This is a genomic window from Acinetobacter sp. LF10, assembly GCF_048585715.1.
In the GTDB taxonomy this organism is placed as follows: domain Bacteria; phylum Pseudomonadota; class Gammaproteobacteria; order Pseudomonadales; family Moraxellaceae; genus Acinetobacter.
Map to the genome: position 1 here is coordinate 2702619 of NZ_CP184160.1, position 12846 is coordinate 2715464.

A 12846-nucleotide genomic window follows, 5' to 3' on the forward strand; every position below is an offset into this window, starting at 1 on the left:
CCTTTGCTTGAATAAGCATCCGTTTAGAGGATTCTCCCGTGTACGCTTTAGAACAGAAAATCTTAAATGAAGGTATCGTTCTATCTGATCAGGTTTTGAAAGTCGATGCTTTCTTAAATCACCAAATTGACCCTGTGTTAATGCAACAGATTGGTAAAGAGTTTGCTGCCCGCTTTAAAGATGCTGGCATTACTAAAATTATTACCATCGAAGCATCAGGGATCGCACCTGCGATCATGACAGGTTTAGAACTCGGTGTTCCTGTGATTTTTGCTCGAAAATACCAGTCATTAACACTCAAAGATGATCTTTACCGTTCTAAAGTGTTCTCGTTCACCAAACAAACTGAAAGCACCATTGCGATTTCAAACAAGCATCTTAACGCAACAGATAAGGCGCTTGTGATTGATGATTTCTTGGCCAATGGTCAAGCGGCATTAGGTTTAATCGACTTGATTCATCAGGCAAATGCTGAAGTTGTTGGTGTAGGTATCGTGATTGAAAAGTCATTCCAACCTGGTCGTGATGTATTACTTGAAAAAGGCTATCGTGTTGAGTCTTTAGCACGTGTTGAGTCTTTGACTGATGGCAAAGTTACTTTCATCAGTGAATAAGTTTTTAAAATAAAAAAGCGGATGAGTGATCATCCGCTTTTTTATTTAGTAACAATCCCAGTTATACAATACTTTAGAAAAATCTCGCTTCTTTAAGTCTTCAGGGTGAATAAAGAAATTCCCAACACCTGAATCTCCCCACATAATCTCATTCTCTGCATCTTCGCTATCCAACTGAAATAGTAGAATATAATCCTGAATATTTGCATTATATTGACGTGGATCAGTTTGGGTAAAAAATGGATAACCGCCTAAACGGTGCCCACTTGCAGATAAAAGTTCATGATAAGGTTCAATGAAATCATTTTCAAAATCACCACCCTCAAATTGATCTTCAAAACCATAAAGGTCTTCAGTCCCTAAGATTTTCGGCGCAAAAGCGAAATCACCCAAACTGATTGGTTGCTTGGTTAAGGTAAATTCAATCGAGTATTGTCCAGTAAAAGGTAAATAATCCTCTTCGCCCAACTCAAACTCAGAAAAGTCCTGTTTTAATTGTGATGCATCCTCAATCACTTGATCAAAGTACAAAACCCTAAAACCAGATTGCTGCTGTTGGTCGTCGAAATTCATCCCGTACAAATCATCTGCAGCAATATAGAACTGTAAAATTCCCTTGTCTGGGAAATTAGGTAAACTTGGAATTTCCGCAAAATTAAACTGAGCCAATAAAGCAAGAGGATTACCATTAGAATCTAAAGGATAAGCAGTATCCAAAGGTAAGTACGGTTCTCCCCCAATCTTACTTTGCCATACAGTCAAGGCATCGTTTGAACTGAGCTGTAAAGTTACTGTTGGCAAAATAGTAGCTGAAATTTTTTCTAAGAATGGCTGCAAACTGTTCGGCAAACTTTCTGGTTTAAAATTCATTGTATTCATTACCCATGTCGTTATTTATAGAATCTAATATAAAACAATCGGCTATACTCGAACAGAGCATAAAGATTCGACTGCGACAATCAATGTCGCCAAATTGAAAAGATATTTATCACATAAATTCTGATAAAATCAGCGCGTTCAAAAGCAAAGATAGGCGTGAAGATGCAAACATACCTGAACCTCTTACAACATATCCTCGACAATGGTGGCGATAAAGGCGATCGTACAGGTACGGGTACACGTTCAGTATTTGGTCATCAAATGCGTTTTGATCTTTCTAAAGGTTTTCCACTATTAACGACCAAGAAAGTACACTTTCGCTCTATCGTGATTGAACTACTATGGTTCCTGAAAGGTGATACCAACGTTCAATATCTCAAAGATAATAAAGTCAGCATTTGGGATGAATGGGCAACCGCGGAACAAACTGCACGTTTTGGTCGCCCTGAGGGTGAACTTGGTCCTGTTTACGGGCATCAATGGCGCAACTTTGGCGCAACCCAAAATGAAGATGGTAGCTATCAGCAAAATGGTTTTGATCAGATCCAATGGCTTGTGAATGAAATTAAAACTAATCCAAATTCACGTCGTTTGATCGTTTCAGGTTGGAACCCAAATGAAGCTGCTAAAGTTGCTTTACCACCTTGCCATACCCTGTTTCAGTTTTTCGTACAAGATAACAAACTGTCATGCCAACTGTATCAACGAAGTGCTGATGTATTTCTTGGTGTGCCATTTAATATTGCCAGTTATGCCCTACTTACACATATGATTGCTCAAGTTTGCGGCTTAGGTGTAGGTGACTTTGTTTGGACAGGCGGTGATACTCATTTATATGCCAATCACTTTGAGCAAGCACAATTACAACTTACCCGTGAGCCTCTGCCTTTGTGTCAATTAAAGCTCAATCCTGAGATCACTGATATTTTTGACTTCAAATTTGAGGATATCGAAATTATTGGCTATGAGTCATACCCTGCTATTAAAGCACCCGTCGCAGTTTAAATAGATCAGAGAGAATACAAAATGGCATGGCAAGGTCTTGAAGTTGTACACGTAGTCGCAATGGATAAAAATAACTGTATTGGCAAGGGCAATGCTTTACCGTGGCATATCTCCGCTGATCTCAAACACTTTAAGGCAATTACCCAAGGTGGTGTTGTGATCATGGGGCGTAAAACCTTAGAGTCAATGGGACGCGCACTTCCAAATCGTGTGAATTGGGTCATCACGCGTGATTTAGATTGGCAATTTGAGGGTGTTAAAGTAGCACATAGTATTGAAGATGCTTTAACTCATGCACTTACAGACGTACAACACTCTGAAAAAGCATCTTTATTTATTATTGGAGGTGGAGAGATTTTTACTCAAACCCTTGCGATTGCCGATCGTCTTGAATTAACCCATGTTGATTTAGATGTACAAGGCGATGCACATTATCCAAAAATCTCTGAGGATTTTCGCAAAGTAAACTCAGAACAACACATTGATGAAAAATCAAATATTGCTTTCGAGTTTGCGACCTACCAAAAATAAAAAATGGATCGCGCGTCATCATGCATAATATTGGATCACGTGAGTTTTTACTGGCGTTAGGCATTGGGCTATTACATAGTTTTTTTGCCTTATTTGTGATCCTCTCCAGTATCTGGTTATGTCTGGCATTCTGGATTCAACATCCTTTTGGAACAATCTTTAGCCGAATCATTATCATTTTTTGGGCACTGTTTGCACTCAGCCTACTTGGTGTTTATGTCAGTGGGCATATTTTTAGTCGCCGCACTGATATTTTAATTTACTGTGTTGCCTTTGCCTGTTCACTGGTCTGGTATTTTTCATTAGAGGCTCGCCAAGATCGTGACTGGAACCCTGAAGTCGCTGAGCAGCTTACTTACCAAAAGCAAGGCAATCTAGTACAGCTACATAATGTGCGTAATTTTAATTGGCATAAAGACGGCACTTATGACATTCGCTGGGAAAATCGTACAATTGACCTAGATAAAATTACAGGCGTCAATGTCATCACATCCTACTGGATGGGACCTCAAATCGCGCATACGTTGGTGAGTTTCGATTTCTCAGATCAAAAACCTTTGGTTTTTTCTATCGAGATTCGCAAAGAAAAAGGAGAAGAATTTTCCGCGATTGGTGGCTTTTTCCGTAAATATGAACTCAATTTAGTGGCTTCTGATGAAAAAGATTTGATTTATACGCGAAGTAATATTCGTCATGAACAAGTTTATTTATTTCCAATAAGAATGCCTCAAACCGAACGTAAAGCGTTATTTATCGAATATCTACATAAAGCAGATGAATTACGTGCTGAAGCAAAATGGTACAACACGCTTACAAGTAATTGTACAACGCTCGTTTTTGACATGATCCAAGCGATCAACCCACAAACTTTACCTAAAGATTATCGTTTACTGGCTTCAGGCTATTTACCCAACTATCTTTTTGATCTAAAAGCACTTAATCAAAATTATAGTATGAAAGAATGGTATCAATTGGCATGGATTAATACACGTGCTGAAAAATATGAACAACAACCAGATCAATCCAGTGAATATTTTTCGAAAATCATTCGACATGGATTACCAAAAGCAAATTAGTCCATTTCGCTTTTTTAACAAAACAATACTCAATCTCCTTCTATAGTCCATCTTGATTGATTTAAATCAATCAAGATATATGCATTCACTTGATGATCACGAATCCACAATAGCACTCGCAAATTATTGCAAGATCGTGGATAGAAATGCCACATCATGAATACATAGGAAAATATGCTAAGGCTTAGGTGAATTTTTATGAAATTTATAAGGGATACTGAATCAGTTATTTGATTTTGTGACATAAAAAGCTAAATCTCTGATTGATAATGGGCTTTTACTTTTCAGTGACTTCGTATACTTTATTAGTATTCTTAGAATTAAAAATTGGGAAAATTTATGCAACAAGCATTATTCGGTGGTGGTTGCTTTTGGTGTGTAGAAGCTGTTTTTCTACAACTAAAAGGCGTCGAAAAAGTTGTGAGTGGTTATGCTGGTGGTATCGTTCACAATCCAAGTTATGATCAAGTTTGCCAAGGTAATACTCAACATGCAGAAGTTGTATTGATTGACTTTGATGAACAGCAAATCAATTATACTCAACTTCTAAATGTTTTCTTTACCACCCACGATCCAACTACGTTAAACCGCCAAGGTAATGATATTGGCACTCAATACCGTTCTGTTGTCTATTATTTTAATGATGAACAAAAGCAGCAAGCGGAGAAAATTATTCAAGATTTAGAAAATGATGGTCTCAATATCGTAACTGAACTTAGCCCAGCACCAACATTTTACCCTGCTGAAGAATACCATCAAAATTTTTATGCCCGTAATCCATCACAAGGTTACTGCAATTTTAGCATTCCCCCAAAACTGTCAAAATTACGTTCAAAATATCTCGAACTACTCAAAACAGAGTAAGCATAAAAAAAGCAACTCACTGAGTTGCTTTTTTTATGAAACAAATTTTAGTTTTCACTCACAAATGCAATATCACTCAGCCCTGCTTCACTCGCCCGTGACATGACTTGCGCTACTGTGTCGTATTTTGATTCTTTATCAGCACGTAACTGTACTGTCGGTTTTGTTTCTGCTTTTCCTGCTTCTTGGAAACGCGTCTGTAACTCATCCAAACTAATAATTTGAGCATCCCATGCCACTTCACCTTTTTCATTAATACTGATGGTGATTGCTTTTGGTGGTGGATCTACAATGTCAGCGGTCGTTTTTGGTAAAGCTAATGGAATTGATGGGTTAGCAACCGTTGCTGTGACTAAAAAGATAATCATCAATACCAACATAATGTCGATCAGAGGAATGAGATTCATCTCATTCATGCCACTGTCGTGGTCTTCACCCAATTGAAAGCCCATCTTAAGCTTGACCTCCAACTAAACTTTGTTGAGTCGCTTTAGTTTCTGTCTTTACAGGTGTTTCTTGCTGCAACATCGTATCAATTAACAAGCTATGTGCTTGATCTTGTAAATCATGCGCTAAACCACGATTAAAACGTACACAAATGTTGTAAGCCAATACCGCAGGAATCGCCACAGATAAACCCAAGCCAGTCATGATCAATGCTTCACCAACAGGAGTTGCAACTTGAGCTAAACCCGCCTGACCACTTGTACCTACCGCAACCAATGCATGGAAAATACCCCAAACTGTACCAAATAAACCCACAAATGGCGCAAGTGAAGCAATCGTTCCAAGAACAGATACACCTTTTTCTGCTTGAGATTTTTCTGCCGAAATTTGGCGAAGCAATACTTGTTCAGCAACTGCTTTACGTTGTTCAAATGATAAAGGCTGTAACTTCGCTTTAAGTGTCGCCAAAGCTTGAACAAGTTGACCATACGCCTGTTGCTTTAATTGGCGTGTTCCTAATAGACGTAGAATAAAGATCGTCCACGTTGCAATAGACATTGCTAAAAGGATGAAATACAGTGTTTTACTTACTGCATCTGCATGTTGCCAATAAACTGAAAAGTTCATATACGAACTCCTGATTTAATCTGTCACTAGGACGCAAATTTATTAAGGATTAAACTCAAACGGCTGCTCTGTTTTGATTGGATAAGCAATACCATTTTCCATATACGGTTTAAATTTCGAACTTCGTATCGCACGCAAAGTTTTTTCATCAATATTAGGCAAACCACTACTACGTGTAATACGTACATTCGTGATTTTGCCTTTCTCATCAGCCTCAATATACACACTAATTAAACGAGTTTGATTCTCTAAATCTTTAGGTGTAAATGATACTTTTGGAGATCGACTCCACTGAATACCTGACCCACCAATTGAAACTCGTTTTGGCGAAGAATCAGCAGCTGGCTGTGCTTTTGGCACCTCTGGTTGTACAACAGGCTGTGGTTTTTCCACTGGCTTTTCTGTCACAGTTGTATTAACAACCTTCGTTTCAACTTTGGATTCGACTTTAGGTTCAGTCTTTTGCACTACTTTTTTTGGTGTTTCTGCTTTGACCTGTTGTACTTTTTCAACTTTTTTTGGTGGCGGAGGGAGTTGTTTTTCAACGATTTTAACCTCTTTCACTTCTTTTTTAGGTTCAGGCTTCGGTTTTTCCTTCGGCTTAGGTAATTCTGGTTTAGGTGGTTCCGTAATTTTAACGAACTTGACCTTAAGTGGTTCTTTCTCAATTGGTTTCAACTTAATCGGTTTCATGTGGTTAAGTGTCCACAAAACGCCTACGTGTCCAATCACAACCGCAACTAAGGCAGTGATGATTTTATTTTTCATCGAGTGTGGCATGTTGAATATCGCAGGAGATTGACTCATAAGAATCTAAGTACCTATATAGATGGTGACGTTTTACAAAGTAAAAACGATTTCACGCATCGGATAGAACAATAAAAGTGGCATAATAATAAATGAGAAGTGTTTTCATTTGCAACTGGTTTTTTGTGAATCATGCTCAACAAATTGATAAATATACACTTAATAAAATAAAATGTTATAACATAGCAATATCAATGTAAAAAAAGCATGCTTTAAAGCATGCTTTTTTAAAAATTCTATTTGATTTAGAAAACAACCGTTTTATTACCATCCACAATAATACGATCTTCCAAATGCCATTTTACAGCGCGAGCCAATACGTTACGTTCAACATCTTCACCTAGCTCACGTAATTGCTCTACATTGTAATCGTGGCTAACACGTTCAACATCTTGCTCAATAATTGGACCTTGATCAAGATCAGCAGTCACATAATGTGCTGTTGCACCAATCAATTTCACCCCTTTCTCATACGCTTGCTTATATGGATTTGCACCAACGAAAGCAGGTAAGAATGAATGATGAATATTGATAATCTTCATTTCCCACTTGGCAACAAAGTCTTCACTCAAAATCTGCATATAACGCGCCAAGATCAATAGATCATTGCCCTGCATCATGTCATTAATTTGTGCATAAGCTTCGACTTTATTGTCTTTATTGACTGGTACTACATGGAATGGAATACCAAAATTTTCAACTGATTCACGCAAATCTGGATGGTTTGAGATGACTTGGGTAATTTCACATGGCAATGAGCCACGTGCATGGCGCCATAATAATTCCAATAAAGCATGGTCCACTTTAGAAACGAGAATACCCACTTTCTTTAGTTCACCCACAAAAGTCAATTTCCATTGCATTTCATAACGTTCAGCAACGTTGGCAGCAAAGGTTTGCATCAATGCTTCTTTACGAGAATGTAAATGATCAAGTTCAAACTCAACACGCATGAAATAACGTCCGCCTTGAGCTTCTGTAGCATACTGATCAAGTGCGGTAATATTTGCTCCCTGATGATACAAAAAGCTCGATACGGCTTGCACGATTCCTGGCTTGTCTTCGCAAGTAATCAATAATCGTGCAGTGTGGGCGGTCGTCGTGTTCATGTGGTTAATATCACTTATTGGAATCAAAATTAAAAATCAAGCCGAGCATTCTAGCTCTTTTTTGCTTGTGACTAAATACCTATCACTTATTCATCACTATCATTTTTCAGATTAGATAAACTCGCAAATAAGTCAGATGGGCCTAAAGACTTTAATAATTGTTCATACGTTTGACGACTTTCACCCATTAAATACGGGCCTTCCAAGAACACCATTTGTCGTAAAGCTTGCCATACCCATTTTTCTTCCAAATGGTTGTTATCACTGATATGCCCTGACATATACAAAAAGTTAGTCCAGTTGGTGAGTACAATCCACAAGTTGATAATCAACGCTTCAATTTCCGAATCGGTCATTTTCATCAAACCAGCATCCACAAAGGCACGATAAATTTTTTGCCCTTGCTGCATCACCTGCCCCGCAAAACGCGGATATATTTTTCTGAAGTCTTCATTATTTTCAACAAGGTGATAAACATCACGGTGAATAAAGCGATAAGCCCACAATTGATTGCTTAACACTTGAAAATAACTAATTTTATCATTGGCATTTAAAGGTCGATCTGTTGGTAATGCCAGCATTTCCAAGGTTTCAGCCTGATACTGCTGTGCTAATTCTTTAATAATTTCCTGTTTATTACGGAAGTGATAGTACAGATTGCCTGGGCTAATTCCGAGTTCAGCAGCAATATGATTGGTTGTGACCGAACGTTCTCCACGCTCATTAAACAACTGCAAACTGATTTGCAGAATTCTATCTTTTGTTTTATTCGGTTTAGCGTGCGACATTGAGTTTAACCATCTATAACATTATCAATAGGTTATAAAACAAACCTATAAAGCGACTTGACACTTTAGAGTATTTACTCTAAAAATTAAAAAATAATAAGCTTTCTTTTGGTCCACTCCTATGAACAGTCAAACAAAAACAACCGCTATGACACCTCATGTTGATGTGAAACGGCTACATGATTTGCTTGAACAGCAAAAAGCAGCTTACCAACGCCATCCTGTGCCAAGCGCCAAAGAACGTATTGAACGCTTAGCTCGACTTAAAAATATCTTGGTAAAATATCAAGATCAATTTGCTAACGCAATTAGTCAAGATTATGGCAATCGTGCCATTATGGAAACCAAAATTGGCGAAGTTCTAACATGTTTAGAACATATCAAATACTATAGCAAGAACTTAACTGAGTGGATGAAACCCTCTAAGCGCCATATCAGCATGTTACACCAACCTGCAAAAGGCTGGGTACAATATCAACCATTAGGTGTCATCGGAGTCATTGCTCCGTGGAACTATCCATTATTGCTCTCTGTTGGTCCACTGATCTGCGCATTAGCTGCGGGTAATCATGCCATGATCAAGATTTCGAGTGCATCTTCTCAGTTTGGTGCTGTATTGGAAAATGCACTTGCTGAAGTGTTCCCTCAAGAACTGGTTACGGTTGTCAATGGTGGTGGCGCAATTTCAGATGCATTCAGCCACTTAGCATTTGATAAATTAATTTTTACAGGTTCAACGTCTGTCGGCAAAACCGTGATGGCAGCAGCATCACAGAACTTAGTCCCTGTGATTTTAGAGTTAGGTGGAAAATCGCCTGCTCTTGTACATTCGGCAATGAATATTCGTGATGTGGCACAACGGATCGCGGTAGGTAAACTTTGGAATGCAGGGCAAACTTGTGTTGCGCCAGACTATATGTTTATTCCGAAGGGTAAAACAGCGGAATTCACCAAGCATTACAATGACTTTGTCAACACGATGTATCCAACCCTACGTGATAACAAAGACTACACTTCAATTGTGAACGATAAACAATACAATCGCTTACAAGGCTATTTAGAAGATGCACGTGAGCAACGTGCAACGATTGTAGAGTTGAATACCAAGAAAGAATCATTAACTGAAGTTCGTAAAATTGCGCCAACCTTACTTACAGGCGTAACCACTGAAATGGAAATTATGAAGAATGAGATCTTTGGTCCAATTCTTCCTATTTTAGAATATGAACATATTGAAGATGCTATTCAGTTCATTAATAGTCGACCACGTCCACTGGCATTCTACTATTTTGATATTGACATGGCTCGTGCTGATTATGTTGCAGGACGTACCCATTCAGGGCATTTTGGTATTAACCAAACCCTCACTCATGTAGCGCAAGATGATCTCCCATTTGGTGGTATTGGTGCATCGGGTATGGGCAAATATCATGGTAAAGAAGGCTTCTTCAGCTTCTCTCATGAGCGCTCTATGATGTCAAACCCTGTAAGCCCTAAACTCTACAGTTTAAAATTCATTCTACCACCGTACAACAAACCAACACATAAACTGCTTTTGAAAACACTATTCCGCTAAGCTGATCAAGGCATGATCTATCACACCAGATCATGTCCTGTTTTTACCAAATTCGCTTGTCTTTTAATCGTATTTTTGGTATAAAACGCCCCTTGAATGATTTCATCCGTTTACTTGAATGGCTAGTTGCACGAAACGGTGCTATATAAACTAGCAATGGAGTTCACCATGTCTAAGGTTTGCCAAGTTACCGGCAAGCGTCCTATCGTTGGTAACAACGTATCGCACGCAAACAACAAAACCAAACGCCGGTTCGAGCCGAACCTGCACCACCACCGTTTTTGGTTAGAAAGCGAAAAGCGTTTTGTACGTCTTCGTTTAACCACTAAAGGTATGCGTATTATTGATAAATTGGGTATTGAGAAAGTTGTTGCTGATCTCCGTGCTCAAGGTCAAAAGATCTAAGGAGTCTGAACAATGCGTGATAAAATCCGCCTCGTTTCTACAGCTGGTACAGGTTATTTCTATACCACTACTAAGAACAAACGTACTATGCCGGAAAAAATGGAAATCAAAAAATTTGATCCAAAAATCCGTCAACACGTAATCTTCAAAGAAGCTAAAATTAAATAATTTTAGTTTTCTTAAAAAAACGACTTCAACTGAAGTCGTTTTTTTTGCTAAACAAAATGTTTTAGCTAAAATAAAATGAATCACTATCTCATAATTTTTTTTGATAAATAAAAAAATTGTCATCAACAAATCCGATTTTACTTGTTACAATTTATTCGCTGTTTTCTTGGCATGTTTTATGCTGAATTATTTGTACCTTAACCGCAATGATTAAGGAGTTTCAATGCCTCATGATGTTGATTTAATTATATTACTTGCCGTCGGTTTCGGTATAGCACTTATTTTTGGCTATATAGCCGCACGTTTACGTCTACCACCATTAATTGGTTATTTGGTAGCAGGTATTATTATAAGCCCTAACACCCCAGGTATCGTGGCAGATATACATCTCGCCAATCAACTTGCCGAACTCGGGGTAATGTTCTTAATGTTTGGCGTAGGGATGCATTTTTCCCTCAATGATCTATTACAAGTCCGCCGTATTGCGTTACCAGGTGCAATTCTACAAATCGCCGTCGCAACTTTACTTGGTATCGGTGTGTCTATGTTTTGGGGCTGGAGTTTTGGTTCAGCACTCATTTTTGGTTTAAGTCTTTCTTGTGCCAGTACTGTTGTTTTACTTAAAGCCTTAGGTGATCGCGGTCTACTCGACTCTGTAAACGGTAAAATTGCTGTGGGTTGGCTGTTAGTTGAAGACCTCGTTATGGTCTTGGTCTTGGTACTGTTACCTGCAACAGCTGTTTTACTTGGCGGACATCCATTAGCGGGGGCTGACCCATCTCAAAATATTTGGATTACTATTGGACTGACATTACTGAAAGTAACAGGCTTTATTGCCTTTATGCTGATTATTGGTAAACGTCTCATACCGATGATTATGCAACGTGTTGCTCGTTTAGGTTCACGCGAGTTATTCACGCTCACAGTCGTTGCGTCAGCTGTTTCAGTTGCTTATGGTTCTTATGCTGTTTTCGGCGTTTCTATGGCATTAGGTGCATTCTTTGCAGGCATGGTGGTGAAGGAATCTGATTTTAGTCATAGAGCAGAAGAAGAGACGCTTTCATTACGTGAAATCTTTGCGATCTTATTTTTTGTTTCAGTGGGAATGTTATTCGATCCAAAAATCTTGATTGAACAACCTTTACATATTTTAGCTGTCGTTGCCATTATCATGATTGGTAAGACTTTAGCAGCGATGGCTTTAGTTTTATTCTTCCGCTACCCAATTAATACAGCTCTCACTGTAGGCGCTAGTTTGGCACAAATTGGTGAGTTTTCATTCATTTTAGCAACATTAGGCTTGTCACTCGGTCTACTCACCCTAGATGCACAAAACTTGATTCTTGCTGGCGCATTATTTTCAATAACTTTAAATTCATTTGTATTTTCAGCGATTGAACCCGCTCAACGCTGGATACGAGAACGCTCACATTTAGCTCGCTTATTAGAACGCAGTAGCGACCCGCTTGCCATGCTTCCAGATGAAGTTGATCAAGCTTATTTACGTGATCAGGTAGTGATCATTGGCTATGGTGGTGTAGGACGCCGCATTAGTGAAAACCTGATGCAACAGAATATCAAGGTCGTGATTGCTGAAGAAAATCGTGAGATTGTTGAAAAACTGCGTGCCCAAGGAATGGCTGCTGTAAGCGGTGAAGCGACTGAACCTTATGTACTCATACAAGCCCATATTCAACATGCTCGTTTATTGGTTATTTCCCCTATGGATATTTTAGATATTCATCGTATTGTCGATATTGCAAAGCAATTGAATCCTGAGATTCAGGTCTTGATCTGTGCTGAAAGCAAGGAAGAGGCTGCTGTTATTCGCGATGAAAATATTGGTGAAGTTTTCTATGCGAAAGAAGAAATGGCGAAGAATATGAGCCATCATATCTTGAACCAAATTGAGCTTGCTCATCAAAGTACGTTACATTAACAATCTATTTT

General features: G+C 38.6%; 15 protein-coding genes. 9 read left to right on the forward strand and 6 right to left on the reverse strand.

Translation table 11 applies throughout. The features are described from left to right. Positions 1-38 precede the first annotated feature (38 nt). A complete protein-coding gene (locus tag ACN19N_RS13015; RefSeq protein ID WP_004658926.1) occupies positions 39-614 on the forward strand; it encodes a xanthine phosphoribosyltransferase in 576 nt (191 codons plus the stop codon). A gap of 45 nt (positions 615-659) precedes the next feature. On the opposite strand, the gene ACN19N_RS13020 is transcribed toward ACN19N_RS13015, so the two are convergent. Continuing rightward, positions 660-1484, reverse strand: coding sequence for a YwqG family protein (locus ACN19N_RS13020; RefSeq protein ID WP_420001493.1), 825 nt, complete (start codon positions 1482-1484; stop codon positions 660-662). A gap of 171 nt (positions 1485-1655) precedes the next feature. On the opposite strand from ACN19N_RS13020, the gene thyA reads away from it, so the two are divergent. The 4 genes from thyA (at position 1656) to msrA (ending at position 4969) form a co-directional block, all read left to right on the forward strand. Next, positions 1656-2498 (forward strand): thymidylate synthase, encoded by an 843-nt coding sequence (gene thyA, locus ACN19N_RS13025; RefSeq protein ID WP_420001494.1) that lies wholly within the window; start codon positions 1656-1658, stop codon positions 2496-2498. A 21-nt stretch (positions 2499-2519) separates the two neighbouring features. Beyond that, positions 2520-3029 (forward strand): dihydrofolate reductase, encoded by a 510-nt coding sequence (locus tag ACN19N_RS13030; RefSeq protein ID WP_018677325.1) that lies wholly within the window; start codon positions 2520-2522, stop codon positions 3027-3029. A gap of 20 nt (positions 3030-3049) precedes the next feature. Then, complete coding sequence (locus ACN19N_RS13035; protein WP_269239066.1) at positions 3050-4105, forward strand: DUF4105 domain-containing protein; 1056 nt, start codon at positions 3050-3052, stop codon at positions 4103-4105. Between the two features lie 339 nt (positions 4106-4444). Further along, positions 4445-4969 carry a peptide-methionine (S)-S-oxide reductase MsrA gene (gene msrA / locus ACN19N_RS13040; RefSeq protein WP_046738247.1) on the forward strand — a complete coding sequence of 175 codons (525 nt, stop codon included), beginning with the start codon at positions 4445-4447 and terminating at the stop codon, positions 4967-4969. Between the two features lie 47 nt (positions 4970-5016). On the opposite strand, the gene ACN19N_RS13045 is transcribed toward msrA, so the two are convergent. The 5 genes from ACN19N_RS13045 to ACN19N_RS13065 all read right to left on the reverse strand — a co-directional run bounded on the left by ACN19N_RS13045 (position 5017) and on the right by ACN19N_RS13065 (position 8747). Further along, positions 5017-5421, reverse strand: a complete 405-nt coding sequence (locus tag ACN19N_RS13045) for an ExbD/TolR family protein (RefSeq protein ID WP_046738246.1) — start codon at positions 5419-5421, stop codon at positions 5017-5019. Position 5422: 1 nt separating this feature from the next. After that, positions 5423-6043 carry a MotA/TolQ/ExbB proton channel family protein gene (locus ACN19N_RS13050; protein ID WP_420001495.1) on the reverse strand — a complete coding sequence of 207 codons (621 nt, stop codon included), beginning with the start codon at positions 6041-6043 and terminating at the stop codon, positions 5423-5425. Between the two features lie 42 nt (positions 6044-6085). Continuing rightward, the gene (locus tag ACN19N_RS13055) at positions 6086-6850 is read right to left on the reverse strand and encodes a TonB family protein (RefSeq protein ID WP_420001496.1); all 765 of its coding nucleotides are present in this window, start codon (positions 6848-6850) and stop codon (positions 6086-6088) included. Between the two features lie 245 nt (positions 6851-7095). Then, complete coding sequence (gene purU / locus ACN19N_RS13060; RefSeq protein WP_269228825.1) at positions 7096-7959, reverse strand: formyltetrahydrofolate deformylase; 864 nt, start codon at positions 7957-7959, stop codon at positions 7096-7098. An 86-nt stretch (positions 7960-8045) separates the two neighbouring features. Next, positions 8046-8747 carry a TetR/AcrR family transcriptional regulator gene (locus ACN19N_RS13065; RefSeq protein ID WP_269228826.1) on the reverse strand — a complete coding sequence of 234 codons (702 nt, stop codon included), beginning with the start codon at positions 8745-8747 and terminating at the stop codon, positions 8046-8048. 121 nt (positions 8748-8868) lie between these two features. On the opposite strand from ACN19N_RS13065, the gene ACN19N_RS13070 reads away from it, so the two are divergent. The 4 genes from ACN19N_RS13070 to ACN19N_RS13085 all read left to right on the forward strand — a co-directional run bounded on the left by ACN19N_RS13070 (position 8869) and on the right by ACN19N_RS13085 (position 12835). Beyond that, complete coding sequence (locus ACN19N_RS13070) at positions 8869-10323, forward strand: coniferyl aldehyde dehydrogenase (protein WP_420001497.1); 1455 nt, start codon at positions 8869-8871, stop codon at positions 10321-10323. Positions 10324-10491: 168 nt separating this feature from the next. Next, complete coding sequence (rpmB, locus tag ACN19N_RS13075; protein WP_004649871.1) at positions 10492-10728, forward strand: 50S ribosomal protein L28; 237 nt, start codon at positions 10492-10494, stop codon at positions 10726-10728. A 12-nt stretch (positions 10729-10740) separates the two neighbouring features. Further along, complete coding sequence (rpmG, locus tag ACN19N_RS13080) at positions 10741-10896, forward strand: 50S ribosomal protein L33 (RefSeq protein ID WP_003654787.1); 156 nt, start codon at positions 10741-10743, stop codon at positions 10894-10896. A 223-nt stretch (positions 10897-11119) separates the two neighbouring features. Further along, positions 11120-12835 (forward strand): cation:proton antiporter, encoded by a 1716-nt coding sequence (locus tag ACN19N_RS13085; protein ID WP_420001498.1) that lies wholly within the window; start codon positions 11120-11122, stop codon positions 12833-12835. Positions 12836-12846 lie beyond the last annotated feature (11 nt).